We start from the raw sequence: 19724 nt of genomic DNA, 5'->3' as shown, positions 1-19724 counted from the left end.
TCCGTCTACACATGGCGGCAATGTCGTACTACTTGCAGAAAATGACAGGCCGCCCGGACGTCCGGGGGGACTGAAAATGGGCCGTATCCGAAGACTCGTCGTCATCGTGCTTTTCGAGGGCGTCGACCTGCTCGACGTCACCGGACCGCCGGAGGTGTTCGCGCTGCTCAGGCGGGAAACGGAAGGGGACACCGGCTACCACGTCGTGCTGGCCGCCGAGACCCTGGACCCGGTCACCACGTCGGCCGGGGTCCGGGTCCTGCCCGACACGACCTTTGCTGAACTGGCCCGCCGGCCCGTCGACACGCTCATGGTTCCCGGCTCGGTCGAGGTCGACCAGCTGCGCCATGTCCACGCCCTGGTGGATCCGCACGTGGTCGCCCGGGTGAAGGAGCTCGCCGGCCGCTCCCGGCGCATCGCCTCCGTCTGCGTCGGGGCGCATCTCCTCGCGGCGGCCGGCCTGCTCGACGGCAAGCGCGCCACCACCCACTGGTCGACCGCCCAGCAGCTGGCCGCGGACCATCCGGCGGTGGAGGTCGACGCCGACCCGATCTTCATCCGGCAGGGCGAGGTGTGGACGGGAGCCGGGCTCACCGCCTGCCTCGATCTGTCGCTGGCCCTGGTGGCGGAGGACTTCGGGGAGGCCGCGGCCATGCGGGTGGCCCGGCAGCTCGTGATGTATCTGAAGCGGCCCAGCGGACAGAGTCAGTTCAGTGTGACCATCGAGACCGGTTCCACCTCACGGCGCATGGACGACCTGCGCCTGCACATCACGCAGCACATCGCCGATCGTCTCTCGGTCGCCGATCTCGCGGCCTACGCCAATGTCAGCGAACGGCAGCTCAACCGGCTGTTCAAGGACGAACTCGGCACCACGCCGGGCTGCTACGTCGAGTCCGCCCGTGTCGAGGTCGCCCGGAACCGGCTCGAAACCACGGACGACACCCTCGACCGCGTCGCATCGGTCTGCGGCTTCAACACCATCGACACGCTCATACGGGCCTTCCGGCGCAGGCTGAACACCACCCCGACGGAATACCGCAGCCGGTTCCGGTACTCGGGCGCGGCCGGTTAGCGGTCACGGCGTCGCACCGCCCCCTCGGGCCGGAGGGGGCGGTGGACAGGGGACGGGTGGGCGCCGTCGGGGCGGTCCCTCGTCCCGGCGGGGGCAGGGACGAGGAGCTTCGGAGGCCGGCGGGGGACGGGAGAGGCCGGCCTCACTCGACTCACCGGCCCCCGCCACGCCCTCCGTGAGCCGGACGCACAGACGTCCAGCGCGCGGGTCTAGGGAATGTGGATCGTCTTCGTTCGCCAGTAGTGGACGCCGATCTGCTTGCCGTCGCGCATCACCTTGGCAGCGTGATCCACTCCGTCGTTGTGAGGTTCAAGGCCGCACTCCACCTCGACACCTTCCGCGGACACCGCCTCTGCTCCGCATGTCGCCCGCTCCGCGGGTACCCGGAATCGGCGCATCGTGACGAGGCGGAAACGGTCCTCCCACGGCCGCGCGTCGGCGTGAGCCTGCGCCACCTCTACGGGGTCGTCGCCGGGCCGCAGAGGGATCTGCACGAGCCGTCCGGCCACTTCGAGGAAAACATCTTCGGGCAGCTTCTTCAGGTCTTCAGTGCTCGCCACGTCGGGGTGCGGATGATTGCTCACTTGCACGCCCCCCTCTTGACCTGATGGCGCGCCAGCCTGACATAGAGGTCCGTCGCCTTCGACCGGTCGAACCCGTCGCATCGCGGGTCCGTGGCCAGGTTGATCTGACGCTGAAGATCCCGGCATTCCCTACAGCCCGGTTTCGGCGTGGGGCGCTTGTAGCCGTGCGGGTCCGTGAGCTGAATCGGGGGGTTCCCCAGAAGCACCGTCTTCGACACCATCCCTGCTCCTCCGCCGTGTCGTCCTACGGATGACATTAGGGAGGCGTCACATCAGAGTTCCACGGAGTTCTATGAGGTTCTACGCGTCTTCATTCGAGCGAGTCGATCGCCGACGAGACGAGGCTCCGCGCTCCGGCTGCAAAGACTGCGAGCGCCGCCATCTCCTCGAAGGCGTGGGTGTACATCGCGATTTCGCCCGGAGCGGTGATCGTCACCCCGGCCGTCAGCAACTCGACGGACACACGGTCTTCGTCGAACATCGTGAACGTCTCCAGCGTCCACATGGGCCGCTGCCGTCCGGCCGGGATTATCCCGACCGAGACAGCCGGCAACGCCATGACAGACAGCAGATAGCCCAGTTGCCCCGCCATAACGGCCGGCTCGCCGACCACGTGACGCAGGACGGACTCCTCCAGCAGGAACGCGAACCGGTGCCGCCCTCCACGGATGATGCGCGAGCGCCCCACCCGCGCAGCTGCCGCGTCCTCGACGTCATCCGGCGTGCCGTGAAAACGGGCGATGTTCCGGAGCAGCGCGGCTGCGTACTCGAAGGTCTGAACGAAGCCGGGCACGACGGTGGAACTGTAGACACGGAACGTCTTCGTGCGCTCGTAGAGGGGGACCCGGGACTCCTGAAGTCGTCGCAGCCCCGAGCGCTGTACCCGGCGCCACTCCAGATACATGGAGTCAGCCGTGCGGTTATCCGCCAGCAGGTCCGGGACCTGGCTCTCCGCGTCGCATGCGCGACACCACGCCCGGATGTCGTCGTCCGACGGGGGCGTAGTCGCGCTCTGGAGGCGTGACACCTTCGAGGGCTGCCAGCCGGCCCGCGCCGCAACCTCCCTACCCGACAGCCCCGCGTCACGGCGAATCTCACGGAGTTTCTCCGCGATTGCGCGGCGGGCCTCGTCGAGGGCGGCAGAAGGGTAGGGAGACTGCATCGGCGGGCCGGCGCTCAGATCACGTAGTCCGGGTGCGGGACGCCACGCTGCCACACAACCTCGAATGCTTCGGCGTGACGCTTCACGACGTCGGGGGCGTCCTCCATGACGTCCTCGACGAAACGGCCGTCACCCGCGAAGAGGCTGAAGCGAATGAGCCGGTCGTCGAAGATCCACAGGTCGTTTCCCGGGAGGAGCAAGTCCGACGCCAGGCGCCGCGGGAGCCACCGGACGTCTTCGCCGGCCGCCAGGTTCTGGGGCGTGCACGAGTGCTCATAGCGGATGTACTCGCTCACCGATTCCGAGACGACACGGGCTCGTCGCATGACGACTCCGCGCGCCACGGCATGGGCTACAGCGTCATGGAAGCCGTTCCACCATGACGCGCGATCGTCGAGGGCGTACCCGTGCCCCGCCTTCCAGTCCGCGAAGTCCTCGTCCTCCTCGACGACGCCGTAGACGTCGCGAGTCTCCAGATGGACCGCGGACCGCTGACAGCCGGCGAGCAGCTCAGCGAACGGCGGAACCGTCTGCGGCATGACACGCCTCCCTGATCTGCTGCACCATCCGGACGGGCAGCCTGACGACCGCCTCCGTGTCTGGAATGGGCCCCGTCTCCAGACACCGGGCCTGGAGAACCTCGTCCGCCTTCCATCCCTGGAACACGAACTCTCGCTTGTCCTCGTCGAGCCACACCGTGGGGCAGTGGTCGCCGTTCGCCTCGGGGTCCTTCCCGAATGATCGTAAAGCCATGACGATCCCCTCCGGCACGCGGATTGCGCAATGTTCTATGCACCATCACGCCGACGGGTGCGGGAGCCAAGGGGGCCTTGTGCGGTCACGGCGTCGCACCGCCCCCTCGGGCCGGAGGGGGCGGTGGACAGAGGGCGGGTGGCTACGACAGCTGCGACTGGACCTGGGAGGAGATCAGCTCCAGGTGGTCGAGGTCGTCCAGGTCGAGGATCTGGAGGTAGATCCGCTGCGAGCCGGCCTCGGCGTACCGGCCGATCTTGTCGACCACCTCGGCCGGGGAGCCGGCCAGGCCATTGGCCTTCAGCTCGTCCGCCTCACGGCCGATAGCGGCGGCCCGCCGGGCGACCTCCTGCTCGCTGCTGCCGACACACGCCACCAGCGCGTTGGAGTACGTCAGGTCGTCCGCCCCGCGGCCCGCCTCCTCGGCGGCTGCCCGCACCCGGCCGAACTGCCGTTCACTGTCCTCGACCGAGGCGAACGGGATGTTGAACTCCGCGGCGTACCGGGCCGCGAGGCGCGGCGTACGGGTCGCGCCGTGACCGCCGATGAGCACCGGGATCTTCGTCTGGGCGGGCTTGGGCAGTGCGGGCGAGTCGGTGAGGTCGTAGTACCTGCCGTGGAAGTCGAAGTTCTCGCCGGCCTTGGTCGCCCACAGCCCGGTGACGATCTCCAGCTGCTCCTCCAGGCGAGCGAACTTCTCCTTCGGGAACGGGATGCCGTACGCCTTGTGCTCCTCCTCGAACCAGCCCGCGCCCAGGCCCAGTTCGACCCGGCCGCCGGACATCTGGTCGACCTGGGCGACCTGGATGGCGAGCACGCCGGGCAGGCGGAAGGTGCCGGCCGTCATCAGGGTGCCGAGGCGGATGCGCTTGGTCTCGCGGGCCAGGCCGGCCAGGGTGATCCAGGCGTCCGTGGGGCCGGGCAGGCCGTCGGCGTTGCCCATGCGCAGATAGTGGTCAGAGCGGAAGAAGGCCTCAAAACCGAGGTCCTCCGTGGCCTTCGCCACGGTGAGCAAGGTGTCGTAGGTCGCCCCTTGCTGGGGCTCGGTGAAGATTCGAAGGTCCATACATCCATCCTGCACGGCCGGCGCCCCGTCAACCCCACTGGTACCGCCGGGCGCGGCCGTCCCCGGTCGGGTGAAAATCGTCAACCGTGCCCGCGGGGGGCCGGGCGGGCCAGTGACCGGCGACGGCAGTGATCGTTGGGCGGTCGGAGCCGGGCCGTCCGGCACCCGCGCCGGACGGCCGCCGTTCCCGCGCGTCGTCGCCCCGGTCCTCCCCGGGGCCGGGGGCCGAGGAGGCCGTCATGTCCGAAGAGTCCGTGGAGTCCGTTCCCCCGCAGGGTGGCTCCGCCGGCCGGCCCAAGGGGTTGCTGGAGCAGATGGAGGAGCTGATGGCGGCCTTGAACGCGGACCTGTCGGCGCTGGACGCGGATCTGCAGTCGGCCGGGGGGTCGGGATGGGCGCCGGCCGAGGAAGGCGAGCTGGGGTGACGTGCCGTTGCGCCGGGGGCCGCCGCCCCCGGATTCCCGCCCCGGCCTGAAGGGCCCCGCCCTCATACGCCGGTCGGGCTGTCCTTCGCGTTCTCCGGTAACGCCTCCTCGCGCGCCGCCAGCTTGCGCAGCATCTCCAGGACCCGGTCCCGGGACTCGTCCGCCGCGTCGATGGCCTCCATGCACTGCCAGTACGTCGCCTCGTCGGCCGCGGCGCTGGCCATGCCGACCAGGGCTATGCCGACCTCGCCGAGCAGGCCACCCAGGCTGATCAGGGTCAGCCGGGCGTCGTCCAGCTCGGTGAGCTGGGCGGCGCGCAGGTCTCCGGGGTCGAGCTCCGGAGGATCCAGGACGCCGCAGCCGCGGCCCGCCAGCTCGGTCAGACCCAGCGCCTCGCCCCGCAGCTCCGGCGGGCCGGACACCGCGAGGCGGCTGCCTATCGCCTGGGCCAGAGCCTGTGCCTGCCACACCTCCGCCATGATCTCGGGCCCACCGGCGCCGCCCACCAGGGCACGCCTGCTCGTCATTATGAGCCGCACCGCATCCATGCGCTGCCCCCGTCCCGTCGGTCGTGCTCCGCCGTACGTCCGCCCGAACTCACTACTCCACTACCCAGAGTGAGGTGCCGTCAGACGAAAAGCCAGAGCAAGACGGAAATCTCTGGACAACAATTCGGATTCAGCAGGGAAATTGACTTCGGAGAGTGATAACGGAGTGCGGTGTTCCGGCCCTTGGGTCCGGGTCCGCGGTTCAGGCGGTGTCGTCAGGTCCCGGCGCCGGGAAGCGGTGTTCGTTGCGGTCGATCTTGGCCGACAGGGCGGCCAGCGGGTCGATGCCGAGGACCTCGCAGAACTGGAGGAGGTAGGCGAGCACATCCGCGACCTCGTCCGTGACGCGATGCGCGGTGCCGGGGTCGTCCATCACGCGGGCCGACTCCTCCGGGGTCAGCCACTGGAAGATCTCGACCAGTTCGGACGCCTCCACACTCAGGGCGGCCACGAGGTTCTTGGGGGTGTGGAAGGGCTGCCAGTTGCGCGCGGCGGCGAACTCGGTCAGCCTGCGCTGGAGTCCGGCCAGGTCAAGGTGTTCCGTCACGGGTTCAGGTCTACCACTGTGACGCCCCGCGTCCGCCCGGCCCACGAGGCGTCGCTCACCGCGCCCACGCAGCGGATGTGCCCGCGCTCGCCCATCCGGGCTGCGGTCCGCAGCAGTTCGCTGCGCTGGGCGGGGTCGAGGCACCGGTCGAAGCCGTCGGCGAGCACCGTGAGGCTGCGCAGCGCATCGGGCACCTCACCGGGCGCGTCGACGTCCAGGACGCCGGGTCCGGTGAACAGCACGAGTGCCAGCGCGACATAGCGCAACTCGCCGTCGCCGAGCCGGGCCAGATCGGTGCGGAAGCCGTCGCCGCGGTCCAGCAGCGCCCGGACGGTGCCGTCGGCCATCGGCTCGGCGAGCAGATCGGCCACCGGGCCGGCGCAGCCCGCACGCAGCGTCTCGACCAGCTGGGCATGCCGGCGGCTGCACTCGAAGCGAGTGCGCCATACGACGTCGGCGAGGTTGTCGCAGCCGGGCATGAGCCGTCCCGAACCCGTCGGAACGGGGACGCGCATGTACTCGGGGCGCGGGTCGCAGGCGAAGACGGAGCGCAGCGCGACCACCATCTGCTCGGCGGCGGCCAGCACCTGCCGCTGCCCGTCCGTCTTGCCGGCCACCCTGAGCGGCAGCAGGGCGGTGCCGAGCAGGTCGTCGGGCAGCGGGGCACGGGTCACCGGGGAGGAACCCGCGGTGTGCCAGGCGGCCTGTACGGCCCGGCGTCCCGGATCGCGCAGGGCCGTCTCCAGCAGGACGACTCCCCCGGCCGTCAGCCGCTCGCCCACGATCCGCAGCTCGGGCTCGGCCTGGACGGCCACATCCAGCCGGACCGGCCCCTCGGCGCCGTCGGCCGTGCACCCGATCCGGAACCCCCTGCGTCCCTCCCCGTCGGGCCGCGCCCGCTCCGGCACACAGGCGCCGGGGTCCGGGAACACCTCGGCGAGCGGCGCCCCTCCTCCGAGGCGCGCGAGGGCCTCGTACGCACCGAGCGCAGTCGACTTCCCGGCCCCGCTGGGTCCGGCGAACAGGGTGACGGGGCCCAGCGGGTACACGGCCCGCCGGTGCCCGGCAAACGCGGACAGCCGCAACTCGGTGATGCGGGCACGCACGTCGACGGGGGTGCCGGGGGCCGGCACGACGGGCGCAGCCGACGGCGGCACGGCGGTTGCCGGAGACGTCGGTGGAGCGGGGGCCGCAGAGGATCCGGCGGACACGGAGGACACGGAGGGCTCGGCGGAGGCGGAAGGCACGGCCATATGCGGACGGTAGGTCCGCGCGAGACCGGTGAACCGTTTTCTCCGCCGGGCCTTCCTACGATCGGGGGACGGCCGGTGCCGCGCGCACCGGCCGCACCGCCCGCCGCCTCAGCCGCCGGACACGCCTGCCCCCTCCATCAGCCCGCTGACCTCCGTGCCGGGCGGGGTCAGCAGGAACACGTTGCGGTCCACCCGGTGCATCCCGCTGCCCAGTCCGAAGACGACGCCGGTACTGAAGTCGAGGACCCGCTTGGCGACCTCGCCCTCCGCGCTCGAGAGATCGAGCAGGACCGGCGCCCCGGCCATCAGCGTCTCGGCGACTTCCCGGGCGTCCGCGAAGACATTGACCCTGAGGACCACGAACCGGCGGCGGGTCTCGGTCTCCGCGTCCGGCAGCGAGCGGTGGTTCACCGCGGACGGCCACGCGTCCCGCCCGCGTAGCGGCACGACCTGGGCGAGCCCTTCCCACTGTTCATCGGTGACGTCATAACGGCTCACCGGCTCCCCCCGACCTGACTCGCATTCAATGCCTGCACCAGGCAATTCTTACGCCAAGTCACCCGTTCGGCCCAACAGCGACACGAAGCGCCACAGGCGCGGCGGCCCCTCGTTCCGCCCCATCGAGGGGCACATGTACGAATACGCCCGGTTCTTACCGGCCTCACACCGGACTCTTCACCTCCCGCCACACCCCGCTCACCAGCCGCCATTACGGTCCGATGTCGTGCACTTGGCAGAAACACCGCAGGTGACACCCGGCCGGCGGACGCAGTCGGCGGTGTCCGCCGCTCCGGGAGCCCGCGCGGCAGCCGCGGCCGCTCCGGGGGCCCCCGCGCAGTGGCACCGGGTCCTGACCCTGCTCGCGGACGTGAGCCTGTTCATCGGCACCCGCACGGTGTGGACCCAGGCAGCCACCCACCGGCCGGTCCTCGCGGCGGTCGTCTCCGTCTGCTACGCCTCGATCCTGATCACCGGTGTCCTCGCCCTGACGGTCCGGCGGGCGCGCTCGCTGGCCCGGCTGGACCTGGTGGTGCTGCTGACCGCGGTCACGCTCGCCCTGTGCACCTGGGCGCTGAACCACGCCGGCGGCGACGAGGCGGTCCTGTCCACGCAGGCCGCGCGGGAACTGGTGGCCGGGCACCCGGTGTACGGGCAGCCGTGGCCCTGGCTGTTCCACGCCAAGGGCGTCGCGCTGACACCGACGACGACCGGCGGTTACGACTTCACCTACGGCTATCCCCCGCTCACCCCGCTGCTGACGGCGCCTCTGCTGTGGCTGGGCCACGGCGGCGCCCCGGCGACGGCGGCGGCGACGCTCGCGCTGATCGCGGCCGCGGTGGTGCTGTGGCGGATGCTGCCGGTGCCGTGGCGCTCGGCGGCGACGATGGTCTGTCTGGGCTTCGGCTTCCTGCCGACGTACGCCCGCCAGGGCTATCCGGCCATCGTCGCGCTGGCCCTGCTGGTGCCGGTGGTGGTGCGCTGGCCGCGGATCGGCAGCGGCGGCCGGCTGGGCGCCGCGGGGGTCGCACGGGCCGTGTGCCTGGGTGCCGCGTGCGCGGCCCAGCAACTTCCCTGGTTCGTGATGCCGTTCCTGCTGGCCGGCGTCTACGCCGTGCGCCGCGGGGAACTGGGCGGCCGGGAGGCCCGGCTGGTGGTGCTGCGGATCCTCGGGATCGCCGCGGCGGCCTGGCTGCTGATCAACGCGTACTTCGTCGTGCACGAGCCGGGCCCCTGGCTCGACGGGATCGCTCTGCCGCTGACCCAGGGCGCGGTGCTGCACGGCCAGGGCCTGGTGGACATCTCCCTGTACTTCACGCACGGCAGCGACCGGCTCGACTGGTACGGCCACGCGAGCGTGCTGCTCGCCGCGGCCCTGCTGGCGCTGTTCGTGCTCTTCGTGCGGCGGCTGGGCCCGGCGGCGACCGTGCTGCCCTGGTGTGCCTTCTACCTGGCGACCCGCTCCCAGGACGGCTACTACCTGATGATGACGCCGCTGTGGCTCGCGGCGGCCGTCACCGTGCCCCTGACGGACTTCGCGCGGGCCTGGCAGCCACGCCCGCGGTGGCTCTCGGGGCCGCGCCGGCGGCCGGCGCTGGCGGGCGCGGTCGCGCTGCTGATGCTGCCCGCGCTGGTGAGTGCGGTCCTCGCGGTCTCGGGGCGGCCGCCGCTGCGGATGGACATCACGGCGGCGCGGCGGGCCACCGGGCACGCGCTGTCGGGGCTGACCGTGCGGGTGACCAACACCGGAAGCTCCCCGCTCACCCCGCACTACATGCTCACCACCGGCCAGGGCATGAGCAAGTACTGGTCCCTGGAGCACGGTCCGGCCACGATCCCGGCGCACACCACGGCGACCGTGGAACTCCGGGCGCCCTCGGGCCGGTTCCCGCTGTCCGTCAAGAAGAGCGCCCGTATCCGGCTGCGCGCCTTCACGGCGACCCCGCAGACGCTCTCCACCCGTGATGTGCGACCGGCCGAGCTGGGCCGGCAGGGCTGACGTCAGACGGCGGTGCGGGTGAACCGCAGCCCGGCCGTCACCGTGGTCAGGCCGCGCATCATGCCCAGCTGGTTCCAGGTCACCCCGAACTGGTCGCGGTCCACCTCGAACTCGGCCTCCAGGGTCAGCGCGTCGGCCGTCGCCGAGGTCAGGCGCGCGGTGAGGTCCAGCGGCCGGCTGATGCCGCGCACGGTCAGCTGACCGGCGACCCGGACACCGTCACTGTCGCCGTTGCCACTGCCACTGCCGCTGCCGCTGCCGTCGAGACGGTCCGCGGCGCGGACGGCGAAGGTGATCTCCGGGTGGTTGCCGGCGTCCAGCAGGTCGGCCGAGCGCAGATGCGTGTCGCGCTTGGCGTTCCCGGTGTCCAGGGAGGCCACTTCCAGGGTCACGGCGCCGGTGGCCGAGCCGTCGGCGCGCACCTCTCCGTGGCCGGTGACGGCGGTGAACGTGCCCTTGACGGTGACCAGGCCCCAGAAGGTGCGGTGCCGCAGGCCCACGGTGGACGCGGCCGGGTCGAGCTGCCAGGTGCCTGTTTCCACGGCGACGGTCATGGCCGTCCTCCTGTTCGGTGAGATGGCCGGCTTGCGGCGACATCGGTGGTTCAAATTTGGATGACCTCACGCTAGCCCACTATCCAAATTTGGACAACAGGTAGACTCGAAGCCATGGCCGCCCACGACGAACCCCCCGCCGACCAGCCCTCCTGCCCCTCCGCCGGGGGCACCGGGCTGCTCCCGGGCGAGCTGCGCGCCTGGATGCTCCTGCTGGCCGCGACGGGCGCCGTGGAGCAGCGGCTGCGGTCGGTCGTCAAGAAGTCCCTCGACGTCTCGCACGACGAGTTCCTCATCCTGTGCCTGCTGGCCGAGCAGCCGCGCGGCGGCCTGCGCATGACCCGGATCGCGGAACTCCTCGGCCGCCCCAAGACCCGGCTCACCTACCAGATCGCCTGCCTCCAGCGGGCCGGCCTGGTCACCCGCGAGTCCGTGTGCGGGGACAGACGGGGCATCGAGGTGGCGCTCACCGACAAGGCCCGGCGGCTGCTGCGGGAGGCCTCCGGCACGCTCGCGCAGACGGTACGGGAGGCACTGTCCCGGTTCGTCGGACCCGAGCAGCGAGAGGCGCTGTCCGCGCTGGTCCCCGACCTCGCCGACGCGCCGCAGCAGCCGTAGAACCGTAGGAAAACGGGCTCTTGGGGGCGGGTGCGGTACAGCTCACCGGCGCAAGGAGGGAAACGTCACAAGCCCGGCTCTGCTCCGACCCGAGGCTGCTGCCCTAGCATCCGAGCCATGACGGTCCTGCCTGACGACGGGCTCCCACTGGCCGCCGAGTTCCCTGACGCGACCCACGAGCAGTGGCAACACCTGGTCGAAGGTGTGCTGCGCAAGTCGGGCAAGGAAGTCTCGGGTACGGCAGCTGAGGACGCCCTGTCCACCATGCTCGAGGACGGGCTGCGCACCCGGCCCCTGTACACGGCGCATGACGACGCGCCAGACCCCGGTCTGCCCGGTTTCGCGCCGTTCGTGCGCGGCAGCCGCCCCGAGGGCAGCACCGCGGGCGGCTGGGACGTACGGCAGCGGCACGCGGCACTCGTCGACGGTGCCGTCCTCGCCGACCTGGAGAACGGCGTCACCTCGCTCTGGCTGCTCGTGGGCCAGGGCGGCATCCCGGTGTCCGGCATCGCGCGCGCCCTCGACGGCGTCTACCTCGACCTGGCCCCGGTGGTCCTGGACGCCGGCCGGGAGGTCGAGGCCGCCGCGGACACGCTGCTGCGGCTGTACGAGGACAACGGCGTCGACCCGAAGGCAGCGCGCGGCAACCTGGGCGCGGACCCGCTCGGGTACGAGGCCCGCACCGGCACCGCGCTGGACTTCGCGCCCGTCGCCGCCCTCGCCGCGCGCTGCGCCGAGCAGTACCCGGGCCTGCGCGCGCTGACCGTGGACGCGCTGCCGTACCACGAGGCGGGCGGCTCGGCCGCGCAGGAGCTGGGTGCCTCCCTCGCCACCGGTGTGGCCTATCTGCGTGAGCTGACCGAGGCCGGCCTCACGGTCGAAGCGGCCTGCGCCCAGCTGGAGTTCCGGTACGCGGCCACCGCCGACCAGTTCCTGACCATCGCCAAGCTGCGCGCGGCACGCCGGCTCTGGGCGCGGGTCGCCGAGGTGTCCGGGGCACCCGGGGCGGGCGCGCAGGTACAGCACGCGGTGACCTCGCCGGTGATGATGAGCCGCCGCGATCCATGGGTGAACATGCTCCGCACCACGGTCGCGACGCTGGCCGCCGGGGTCGGCGGCGCCGAATCGGTCACCGTGCTGCCGTTCGACCACGCGCTCGGCCTGCCGGACGCCTTCGCCCGCCGCATCGCCCGCAACACCTCCACGATCCTGGTCGAGGAATCGCATCTGGCCCGGGTGATCGACCCGGCGGGCGGCTCCTGGTACGTCGAGCGGCTCACCGACGAACTCGCCCACGCGGCCTGGGAGTTCTTCCGGACCGTCGAGCGGGACGGCGGCCAGGCGGCCGTGCTGCGCTCCGGCCGCATCCGTACGGACCTGGCGACGACCTGGGCCGAGCGCTCCAAGAAGCTCGCCAAGCGGCGCGAGCCCATCACCGGTGTCAGTGAGTTCCCGCTGCTCGCCGAGAAGCCGGTGGAGCGCGAGCCGGCGCCCGAGCAGCCCTCCGGAGGGCTGCCCCGGGTGCGCCGGGACGAGGCGTACGAGGCCCTGCGGGCCCGCTCCGACGCCCATCTGGCGGCGACCGGCTCCCGGCCCCGGATCTTCCTCGCGACCCTGGGCTCGGCCGCCGAATTCACCGCGCGGGCGACCTTCGCCGCCAATCTGTTCCAGGCGGGCGGGATCGAGCCGGTCACCGAGGGCCGCTTCGAGGACAGCGGCGCCACCGAAGCCGTCCTGTGCTCCAGTGACGCCCTCTACGCCGAACAGGCAGGGCAGGCCGCCGAGTTCCTGCGCTCCTCGGGCGCCCGTCATCTGTTCCTCGCGGGGCGCCCGGCCGACCACGCCGGCATCGACTCGTACGTCTTCGCGGGCTGCGACGCCATCGCCGTACTCTCCGCGACCCTCGACCGCATGGGAGTGTCCTGATGGGAATCCCCGACTTCTCCGGCATCGAGCTGGGGACGCCGGTCACCGAGGGCGGTGACGGTGAGTGGCGCCGGGCCGTGGAACGGGCCACCGGCGCCGCCGAACCGCTGTGGGAGACCCCGGAGGGTATCGGGGTCAAGTCGCTGTACACCGGCCGTGACCTGGAGGGCCTGGACTTCCTCGGCACCTACCCGGGCATGGCCCCGTATCTGCGCGGCCCGTACCCGACGATGTACGTCAACCAGCCCTGGACGATCCGTCAGTACGCGGGCTTCTCCACCGCCGAGGAGTCCAACGCGTTCTACCGGCGCAACCTCGCGGCCGGCCAGAAGGGCCTGTCGGTCGCCTTCGACCTGCCCACGCACCGCGGCTACGACAGCGACCACCCGCGGGTGACCGGCGACGTCGGCATGGCGGGCGTGGCGATCGACTCCATCTACGACATGCGTCAGCTCTTCGACGGCATCCCGCTGGACAGAATGACCGTGTCGATGACGATGAACGGCGCCGTGCTGCCGGTGCTCGCGCTGTACATCGTGGCGGCGGAGGAGCAGGGCGTACCGCCCGAGAAGCTGGCCGGGACCATTCAGAACGACATTCTGAAGGAGTTCATGGTCCGCAACACCTACATCTATCCGCCGAAGCCGTCGATGCGGATCATCTCCGACATCTTCGCCTTCACCTCGCAGCGGATGCCCCGCTACAACTCCATCTCCATCTCCGGCTACCACATCCAGGAGGCCGGGGCCACGGCCGACCTGGAGCTGGCGTACACCCTCGCGGACGGTGTCGAGTACATCCGCGCCGGACGCGAGGCGGGCCTGGACGTGGACGCGTTCGCGCCCCGGCTGTCGTTCTTCTGGGCCATCGGCATGAACTTCTTCATGGAGATCGCCAAGATGCGGGCGGCCCGGCTGCTGTGGGCCAAGCTGGTCTCCCAGTTCGAGCCGAAGAACACCAAGTCGCTGTCCCTGCGCACCCATTCGCAGACCTCCGGCTGGTCGCTGACGGCGCAGGACGTGTTCAACAACGTCACGCGTACGTGCGTGGAGGCGATGGCGGCGACCCAGGGCCACACCCAGTCGCTGCACACCAACGCCCTGGACGAGGCGCTCGCGCTGCCCACGGACTTCTCGGCGCGCATCGCCCGCAACACCCAGCTGCACATCCAGCAGGAGTCGGGCACCACCCGGGTCATCGACCCGTGGGGCGGCAGCGCCTATGTGGAGAAGCTGACGTACGACCTCGCCCGCAAGGCCTGGCAGCACATCCAGGAGGTCGAGCAGGCGGGCGGCATGGCGCAGGCCATCGACGCGGGCATTCCCAAGCTGCGCGTGGAGGAGGCCGCGGCGCGCACCCAGGCCCGCATCGACTCCGGGCGCCAGCCGGTGATCGGTGTGAACAAGTACCGGGTGGACAGCGACGAGCAGATCGAGGTCCTCAAGGTCGACAACTCCTCCGTGCGCGCCCAGCAGATCGAGAAGCTGCGGCGGCTGCGCGCGGAGCGGGACGAGACGGCCTGCCGGGACGCGCTCGACGCGCTGACCCGGGCCGCCGACGGCGAGGGGAACCTGCTGGAGCTGGCCGTGCACGCGGCCCGCGCCAAGGCGACCGTCGGGGAGATCTCGGACGCCCTGGAGAAGGTGTACGGCCGGCACGCGAGCCAGATCCGTACGATCTCCGGCGTGTACCGCAACGAAGCAGGACAGTCCCCGTCCGTGGACCGCACCCGTGCCCTGGTGGACGCGTTCGAGGAGGCCGAGGGCCGCCGGCCGCGCATCCTGGTCGCCAAGATGGGCCAGGACGGCCACGACCGCGGCCAGAAGGTGATCGCGACGGCCTTCGCCGACCTCGGCTTCGACGTCGACGTCGGCCCGCTGTTCCAGACCCCGGAGGAGGTCGCCCGGCAGGCCGTCGAGGCGGACGTCCACGTGGTCGGGGTGTCCTCGCTGGCCGCCGGTCACCTCACGCTCGTCCCGGCGCTGCGCGAGCAGCTCGCCGCCGAGGGGCGCGAGGACATCATGGTCGTGGTCGGCGGGGTGATCCCGCCGCAGGACGTGCCGACACTGCTGGAGATGGGCGCCACGGCCGTGTTCCCGCCCGGGACGGTGATCCCGGACGCGGCGTACGACCTGGTGCAGCGGCTGTCGGGCAACCTCGGCCACGCCCTCTGATCCGCATGGCAGCGATCGATCTCGACACGTATGTGAAGGGTGTGCTCGACGGGAAGCGGGCCCTGGTGGCCCGTGCCATCACGCTCGTCGAGTCCACCCGCCCCCAGCACCGGGCGCTGGCACAGGAGTTGCTCACCGAGCTGCTCCCGCACAGCGGCCGGGCGCGGCGGATCGGCATCAGCGGCGTGCCGGGCGTGGGCAAGTCGACGTTCATCGACGCGTTCGGCACCCAGCTGACCTCGCTGGGCCACCGGGTCGCCGTGCTCGCCGTGGACCCGTCCTCCACGCGCACCGGCGGTTCCATCCTGGGCGACAAGACCCGGATGGAACGCCTGGCGGTGGACCCGAACGCCTTCGTGCGGCCCTCCCCCAGCGCGGGCACGCTGGGCGGGGTGACGAAGGCGACGCGCGAGTCGATGGTGGTCATGGAGGCGGCCGGCTACGACGTGATCCTCGTCGAGACCGTCGGCGTCGGCCAGTCGGAGACCGCGGTGGCCGACATGGTCGACTCCTTCCTCCTGTTGACCCTGGCCCGCACCGGTGACCAGCTGCAGGGCATCAAGAAGGGCGTCCTGGAGCTGGCCGACGTGATCGCCGTCAACAAGGCGGACGGCCCGCACGAGCGCGACGCGCGGGCGGCGGCACGGGAGCTGGCGGGAGCGCTGCGCCTGATGCACGGCAAGGACGCCTTCTGGACTCCTCCGGTGCTCAGCTGCAGTGCCCGTGAGTCGGCGGGCCTCGACGTGGTGTGGGAGCGCCTGGAACAGCACCGCACGCTGCTCGACTCCACCGGGCGGCTCACCGCCAAGCGGCGGGACCAGCAGGTCGACTGGACCTGGTCGATGGTCCGCGACGAACTGCTGGGCCGGCTGCACGCGGACCCTGCGGTGCGCGAGGCAGCCCCCGGCCTCGAACAGCAGGTCAGGGACGGCTCGTTGACGGCGACCCTGGCCGCGGAACGCATCCTGCGGGCGTTCGGCGGGAAGTGAACGGGGCACCGGACCGGTGGGTTGGTCCGGTGGGTTGGTCCGGTGCGCCGGACCAGTGCGCCGGGCCAGTGCGCCGGACCGGTGGGTTGGTCCGATGGGTTGGTCCGGTGCGCCGGACCAGTGCGCCGGGCCGGTGTGCTGATCCGGTACACGGGCCCGGTGCGCTGACTCGGTGTGCGGGTCCGGTGCGCTGATTCGGTACACGGGCCCGGTGTGCTGATTCGGTGTGCCCGTCAGGTGTGGGCGAGGAGACGGTCGGTGAGTTCGCCGATCACCCGGTCCCTCTCCTCGAAGAGGTAGAAGTGGCCGCCGGGGAACTCGACGGAGTCGAAGGGGCCGGAGGTCCACTCGCGCCACCGTGCGATGGCGTCCGGGGAGAGCCGGTCGTCCGCCAGACCGGCGAACGCCGTCACCGGGCAGGTCAGCCGGGCGTCCGGGCGGGGTGTGTAGGTGCCGAGGAGCCGGTAGTCGCCGCGCACCACGGGCAGGATCAGCTTCCGCATGTCCGGCAGTTGCAGCAACTCCGGTTCGGTGCCGCCCAGTTCCACCAGGGTTTCGCAGATCTCGTCGTCGGTCAGCAGATGCAGCTGCCGGGCGGCGGGGCAGTCGGGAGCCTCACGCGCGGACACGAACAGCCGCTCGGCCGGGCTCCCCGACTCCCCCAGGGCCAGGACCAGTTCATATGCCACGAGGCCGCCCATGCTGTGCCCGAAGGCCAGCCACGGGCGGTCCAGTACCGTCCGCAGGTCCGCGGCCAGATCCGCGGCGAGCGCCGCGAGGGAGACGGGCCAGGGGTCGGTGAACCGGTGCAGCCGCCCCGGATAACAGGCGACGATCAGCTCCACCTCGGGCGGCAGCAGCTCCGCCCACGCGCTGTACATGCTGTACGAGCCGCCCGCGTGGGGCAGACAGACCAGTTGGAGGCGGGCCTGCGGGCGCGGCCGTGGGCGGCGCAGGGATGTGGACTGCGTCATGTGCGGAGGGCGTCCCTTCTCTTTTCCGTCATTGTCCGCTCCCGTCTCTTTCCCGTCATGGTCGGCTCCCGTCCCTCTTCCGTCATGGTCGGCTCCCGTCCCTCTTCCGTCATGGTCGGCTCCCGACGTGACCGCCGTCATCGTGCGGTGCCGGTTCGGCCGTCATCGCGCGGCGCGATGTGGAAGTCGAAGCCGAGGGTCCCGGGGTCAAGGGCCGTCGCCCCGCCGTCGACCGTGAGCACCGCGCCATTGACGTAGGACGCGGCCGGGGACAGCAGCCAGCCGATGGTCTCCGCGATCTCGCCCGGCTCACCGGGCCTGCCCGCGGGCAGCAGCCTGGTCGCCTCCTCGTAGGCGGCCGCCACACCCCCGTCCTGCCCCTGCCGCAACTCGGCCTCCCCGGCGAAGCGTGCCATGCGCCGGTCGGCCATCTCCGTCCGGACCCAGCCGGGACACACGATGTTGGCCCGGACCCCCTGGCGCCCGTAGTCGACGGCGACGGAACGGCACAGCTGGAGCAGGGCCGCCTTGGACGTGGCGTAGGGGGCGTTGCTCGTGCCGTTGCGCAGGGCGGACACCGAAGCCACGGCGACCACCGATCCCCTGGTCTCCAGCAGGTGCGGGATCGCGGCGCGCAGAAGCAGCAGCGGTCCGGTGACATTGGTGCGCATCACCTCGTCCCAGTCCTGCAGCGACAGGTCCCCGACCGCTCCGCCCCGCCCGATGCCCGCGTTGAGCACGAGCCCGTCCAGCCGTCCGTGGGCGGCGAGCGCCGCCCGGACGAGACCGTCGGCCGCGTCCGGGTCCCCGACGTCGGACGGGTACGCCAGCGCCCCCGTCTCCCGTTCGACGCGCCGCAGGGGTTCGGTCCGCCGGCCGGAGGCGACCACCTGGTGACCTCCCTCGCGCAACAGCCGTACGGTGGCTTCGCCGATACCCGTACCTCCGCCCGTCACGATCACAACCCGCTGCTCAGTCACTGCAGTTCAAGCCCTCCGCCGGGATCACTGGACGTCTTCGAGCCTAGAACCCGGCGCTGCGCCGGCGGCGACTTCGAGACCGGACTCACGCCGCTGCGAGGTGTGAGCGCCGCATGGCGGGGCAGGCTGGAATCGCCTCGTCGTGCACCGGTCTGTCTCATTTCCCCCGGATCGGCCCGGGAGTGGGTCTGGCCCCACCCACCCGTACGTCCAGGCCCATACCGCGGCACTCCTGCACTCCGTAGCGTCGGCATCACAACAAGACGGAGGATGAAGGACATGGCCAAGACCAAGGACACGACGGTCAATGCGACGCAGCTCACGGACCCCGGTGTCCAGGCGGCGTTCGAGACGGTGAAGAGCAGCATCAAGCTCTACGGTGTGCTGACCGCCGTCGCCATCGTCGTGCTCGCCGTGGTGGCGATCAGCGGCCACTCGGTGAGCACGTTCATGTGGGTCCGGTCGGCCGTGCTGCTCGCCGTCGCCGTGGTGATCCACCGGATGGCCGTCACCGCTTCACAGGGAAACCGTAAGGCTTTCGACCGCGTCGAGACCCTCAGCGCCATCATGCCCATCGCGATCATCGGCGTCGACCTGATCCCGGGTGTCTGCCCGCTCTGGTTCGCCGTGATGCAGGGTGTGTGCGCCCTGCCCGTCATCCGGGCCGCCGTCGTCACCCGCGGCTCCACGCTGCGCGCCGTTTTCCCCAAGGGTTCCTGAGGACTTTCCGCGGGCGGAGTCCGGTCCCCGGCTCCGGTCCCCGGCGGGGTCCCGCCGATCAGGCCTCTAGGCAACCATTCTCAACACCAGCCATCGACCGACCTGTTGGCGCATGCCGGTCGGAGTCGCCGGCGCCGGGGGGACTGCCCGGGCGGCGGTGATCTTCCCATCCAGGAGGACCCCCCGAATGTTCCGACGTATCGGGACCGCTGTCGTCCGTCATCCCGTCTGGACGATCGTGGCGTGGCTGATAGCGGCGGTGGCCATCGTCGCCACCGCGCCCAGCCTTCCATCGAACAGCGACGAGAGCAGTTTCCTGCCCAAGAGCTACGAATCCATCAGAGCGGCAGACGTCCAGGACAAGGCGTTCCCTGCCGCCTTCACCCCCTCGGCGATCGCGCTCTACCAGCGCACCGACGGCGCCAGGCTGACCGCCGACGACAAGAAGGACGTCGCCCGGATCACCACGGAACTCGGCGGCAAACACATCGACCAGGTCCAAAAGGTCGTACCCGGCCCGCCCTCCGCGGACGGCAAATACACCATGACCCTGGTCCAGATGGACGACCGCACCGCCGGCCAGCCCAAACAGGCCGACGCCGCCAAGACACTGCGCGAGGACGCCAAGAAACTCGCCGCCGGCACCCACCTCGACGTCAAACTCGGCGGCCCCGCCGCACAAGCCCTGGACCAGCAGGACTCCTCCAAACGCGGCGACGCCCTGATCGGCATCGGCACCTTCGTCATCATCCTGGTCACCCTGCTGATCATCTTCCGCGCACCGATCCTGGCCATCCTCCCCCTCGTCCTGATCGGCGTGGTCTCCGCCATCGCCAACGGACTGATCGCCTACGCCACCAAACTCTTCGACCTCGAGGC

The 19724-nt window shown here is 71.2% G+C and carries 21 protein-coding genes; 9 read left to right on the top strand and 12 right to left on the bottom strand.

What is annotated here, in order from left to right; all coding sequences use genetic code 11:
* Positions 1 to 76 precede the first annotated feature (76 nt).
* Positions 77 to 1075, top strand: a complete 999-nt coding sequence (locus ACZ7P3_RS33000; protein ID WP_472087273.1) for a GlxA family transcriptional regulator — start codon at positions 77 to 79, stop codon at positions 1073 to 1075.
* A gap of 209 nt (positions 1076 to 1284) precedes the next feature.
* On the opposite strand, the gene ACZ7P3_RS32995 is transcribed toward ACZ7P3_RS33000, so the two are convergent.
* The 5 genes from ACZ7P3_RS32995 to ACZ7P3_RS32975 form a co-directional block, all read right to left on the bottom strand.
* The gene (locus ACZ7P3_RS32995; protein WP_472087271.1) at positions 1285 to 1659 is read right to left on the bottom strand and encodes a hypothetical protein; all 375 of its coding nucleotides are present in this window, start codon (positions 1657 to 1659) and stop codon (positions 1285 to 1287) included.
* Between the two features lie 310 nt (positions 1660 to 1969).
* Positions 1970 to 2821 carry a helix-turn-helix domain-containing protein gene (locus ACZ7P3_RS32990; RefSeq protein WP_472087269.1) on the bottom strand — a complete coding sequence of 284 codons (852 nt, stop codon included), beginning with the start codon at positions 2819 to 2821 and terminating at the stop codon, positions 1970 to 1972.
* 14 nt (positions 2822 to 2835) lie between these two features.
* Positions 2836 to 3360 (bottom strand): DUF6879 family protein, encoded by a 525-nt coding sequence (locus ACZ7P3_RS32985; protein ID WP_472087268.1) that lies wholly within the window; start codon positions 3358 to 3360, stop codon positions 2836 to 2838.
* Positions 3332 to 3574 carry a hypothetical protein gene (locus ACZ7P3_RS32980; RefSeq protein WP_472087266.1) on the bottom strand — a complete coding sequence of 81 codons (243 nt, stop codon included), beginning with the start codon at positions 3572 to 3574 and terminating at the stop codon, positions 3332 to 3334. Before ACZ7P3_RS32980 ends, ACZ7P3_RS32985 begins: the two co-directional genes overlap by 29 nt.
* A 142-nt stretch (positions 3575 to 3716) precedes the next feature.
* Positions 3717 to 4640, bottom strand: a complete 924-nt coding sequence (locus ACZ7P3_RS32975; RefSeq protein WP_472087264.1) for an LLM class F420-dependent oxidoreductase — start codon at positions 4638 to 4640, stop codon at positions 3717 to 3719.
* Positions 4641 to 4879: 239 nt separating this feature from the next.
* Here ACZ7P3_RS32975 and ACZ7P3_RS32970 point away from each other — a divergent pair, with 239 nt between their 5' ends.
* Entirely contained in the window at positions 4880 to 5065 is a 186-nt protein-coding gene (locus ACZ7P3_RS32970; RefSeq protein ID WP_472087262.1) for a hypothetical protein, read from the top strand.
* A gap of 62 nt (positions 5066 to 5127) precedes the next feature.
* Here ACZ7P3_RS32970 and ACZ7P3_RS32965 read toward each other — a convergent pair whose 3' ends face one another.
* The 4 genes from ACZ7P3_RS32965 to ACZ7P3_RS32950 all read right to left on the bottom strand — a co-directional run bounded on the left by ACZ7P3_RS32965 (position 5128) and on the right by ACZ7P3_RS32950 (position 7911).
* Positions 5128 to 5613 (bottom strand): DUF6099 family protein, encoded by a 486-nt coding sequence (locus tag ACZ7P3_RS32965; protein ID WP_472087260.1) that lies wholly within the window; start codon positions 5611 to 5613, stop codon positions 5128 to 5130.
* A gap of 202 nt (positions 5614 to 5815) precedes the next feature.
* Positions 5816 to 6160, bottom strand: coding sequence for a nucleotide pyrophosphohydrolase (locus ACZ7P3_RS32960; protein WP_472087259.1), 345 nt, complete (start codon positions 6158 to 6160; stop codon positions 5816 to 5818).
* Positions 6157 to 7413: an AAA family ATPase gene (locus ACZ7P3_RS32955; RefSeq protein ID WP_472087257.1), complete on the bottom strand. Its 1257-nt coding sequence runs from the start codon at positions 7411 to 7413 to the stop codon at positions 6157 to 6159. Before ACZ7P3_RS32955 ends, ACZ7P3_RS32960 begins: the two co-directional genes overlap by 4 nt.
* Positions 7414 to 7521: 108 nt before the next feature.
* Entirely contained in the window at positions 7522 to 7911 is a 390-nt protein-coding gene (locus ACZ7P3_RS32950) for a cell division protein SepF (protein ID WP_472087255.1), read from the bottom strand.
* 226 nt (positions 7912 to 8137) lie between these two features.
* On the opposite strand from ACZ7P3_RS32950, the gene ACZ7P3_RS32945 reads away from it, so the two are divergent.
* Positions 8138 to 9910 carry a hypothetical protein gene (locus ACZ7P3_RS32945; protein ID WP_472087253.1) on the top strand — a complete coding sequence of 591 codons (1773 nt, stop codon included), beginning with the start codon at positions 8138 to 8140 and terminating at the stop codon, positions 9908 to 9910.
* 2 nt (positions 9911 to 9912) lie between these two features.
* Here the strand turns inward: ACZ7P3_RS32945 and ACZ7P3_RS32940 are convergent, their stop codons facing one another.
* The gene (locus ACZ7P3_RS32940) at positions 9913 to 10464 is read right to left on the bottom strand and encodes a YceI family protein (protein ID WP_472087251.1); all 552 of its coding nucleotides are present in this window, start codon (positions 10462 to 10464) and stop codon (positions 9913 to 9915) included.
* A 114-nt stretch (positions 10465 to 10578) separates the two neighbouring features.
* Between ACZ7P3_RS32940 and ACZ7P3_RS32935 the strand changes: the two genes are divergently transcribed.
* The 4 genes from ACZ7P3_RS32935 to meaB all read left to right on the top strand — a co-directional run bounded on the left by ACZ7P3_RS32935 (position 10579) and on the right by meaB (position 16171).
* The gene (locus ACZ7P3_RS32935; protein WP_472087249.1) at positions 10579 to 11082 is read left to right on the top strand and encodes a MarR family winged helix-turn-helix transcriptional regulator; all 504 of its coding nucleotides are present in this window, start codon (positions 10579 to 10581) and stop codon (positions 11080 to 11082) included.
* A 117-nt stretch (positions 11083 to 11199) separates the two neighbouring features.
* Entirely contained in the window at positions 11200 to 13008 is a 1809-nt protein-coding gene (locus tag ACZ7P3_RS32930) for a methylmalonyl-CoA mutase family protein (RefSeq protein ID WP_472087247.1), read from the top strand.
* Entirely contained in the window at positions 13008 to 15182 is a 2175-nt protein-coding gene (scpA, locus tag ACZ7P3_RS32925; RefSeq protein ID WP_472087245.1) for a methylmalonyl-CoA mutase, read from the top strand. The genes ACZ7P3_RS32930 and scpA overlap by 1 nt, the downstream gene beginning before the upstream one ends.
* Positions 15183 to 15187: 5 nt before the next feature.
* Positions 15188 to 16171, top strand: coding sequence for a methylmalonyl Co-A mutase-associated GTPase MeaB (gene meaB, locus ACZ7P3_RS32920; protein ID WP_472087243.1), 984 nt, complete (start codon positions 15188 to 15190; stop codon positions 16169 to 16171).
* A gap of 233 nt (positions 16172 to 16404) precedes the next feature.
* Here the strand turns inward: meaB and ACZ7P3_RS32915 are convergent, their stop codons facing one another.
* Complete coding sequence (locus ACZ7P3_RS32915) at positions 16405 to 17145, bottom strand: thioesterase II family protein (RefSeq protein ID WP_472087241.1); 741 nt, start codon at positions 17143 to 17145, stop codon at positions 16405 to 16407.
* Between the two features lie 137 nt (positions 17146 to 17282).
* Positions 17283 to 18125 (bottom strand): SDR family NAD(P)-dependent oxidoreductase, encoded by an 843-nt coding sequence (locus ACZ7P3_RS32910; RefSeq protein ID WP_472087239.1) that lies wholly within the window; start codon positions 18123 to 18125, stop codon positions 17283 to 17285.
* Positions 18126 to 18404: 279 nt separating this feature from the next.
* Between ACZ7P3_RS32910 and ACZ7P3_RS32905 the strand changes: the two genes are divergently transcribed.
* Together ACZ7P3_RS32905 and ACZ7P3_RS32900 are read left to right on the top strand one after the other, a co-directional pair.
* Positions 18405 to 18845 (top strand): hypothetical protein, encoded by a 441-nt coding sequence (locus ACZ7P3_RS32905; RefSeq protein ID WP_472087237.1) that lies wholly within the window; start codon positions 18405 to 18407, stop codon positions 18843 to 18845.
* Between the two features lie 187 nt (positions 18846 to 19032).
* Positions 19033 to 19724 (top strand): MMPL family transporter (locus ACZ7P3_RS32900; RefSeq protein WP_472087235.1); only part of this gene is annotated, 692 nt, incomplete at its 3' end.

It is taken from the genome of Streptomyces sp. NPDC107581 (genome assembly GCF_055657175.1).
This window is presented reverse-complemented; position numbering and strand designations above follow the sequence as displayed.

Coding starts and splice junctions, on each gene's coding strand:
- ACZ7P3_RS33000 (WP_472087273.1), top strand. CDS start 77: ATGGGCCGTATCCGAAGACTCGTCGTCATCGTGCTTTTCGAGGGCGTC.
- ACZ7P3_RS32990 (WP_472087269.1), bottom strand. CDS start 2,821: ATGCAGTCTCCCTACCCTTCTGCCGCCCTCGACGAGGCCCGCCGCGCA.
- ACZ7P3_RS32985 (WP_472087268.1), bottom strand. CDS start 3,360: ATGCCGCAGACGGTTCCGCCGTTCGCTGAGCTGCTCGCCGGCTGTCAG.
- ACZ7P3_RS32980 (WP_472087266.1), bottom strand. CDS start 3,574: ATGGCTTTACGATCATTCGGGAAGGACCCCGAGGCGAACGGCGACCAC.
- ACZ7P3_RS32975 (WP_472087264.1), bottom strand. CDS start 4,640: ATGGACCTTCGAATCTTCACCGAGCCCCAGCAAGGGGCGACCTACGAC.
- ACZ7P3_RS32970 (WP_472087262.1), top strand. CDS start 4,880: ATGTCCGAAGAGTCCGTGGAGTCCGTTCCCCCGCAGGGTGGCTCCGCC.
- ACZ7P3_RS32965 (WP_472087260.1), bottom strand. CDS start 5,613: ATGGATGCGGTGCGGCTCATAATGACGAGCAGGCGTGCCCTGGTGGGC.
- ACZ7P3_RS32955 (WP_472087257.1), bottom strand. CDS start 7,413: ATGGCCGTGCCTTCCGCCTCCGCCGAGCCCTCCGTGTCCTCCGTGTCC.
- ACZ7P3_RS32940 (WP_472087251.1), bottom strand. CDS start 10,464: ATGACCGTCGCCGTGGAAACAGGCACCTGGCAGCTCGACCCGGCCGCG.
- ACZ7P3_RS32935 (WP_472087249.1), top strand. CDS start 10,579: ATGGCCGCCCACGACGAACCCCCCGCCGACCAGCCCTCCTGCCCCTCC.
- ACZ7P3_RS32930 (WP_472087247.1), top strand. CDS start 11,200: ATGACGGTCCTGCCTGACGACGGGCTCCCACTGGCCGCCGAGTTCCCT.
- scpA (WP_472087245.1), top strand. CDS start 13,008: ATGGGAATCCCCGACTTCTCCGGCATCGAGCTGGGGACGCCGGTCACC.
- meaB (WP_472087243.1), top strand. CDS start 15,188: ATGGCAGCGATCGATCTCGACACGTATGTGAAGGGTGTGCTCGACGGG.
- ACZ7P3_RS32915 (WP_472087241.1), bottom strand. CDS start 17,145: ATGACGCAGTCCACATCCCTGCGCCGCCCACGGCCGCGCCCGCAGGCC.
- ACZ7P3_RS32905 (WP_472087237.1), top strand. CDS start 18,405: ATGGCCAAGACCAAGGACACGACGGTCAATGCGACGCAGCTCACGGAC.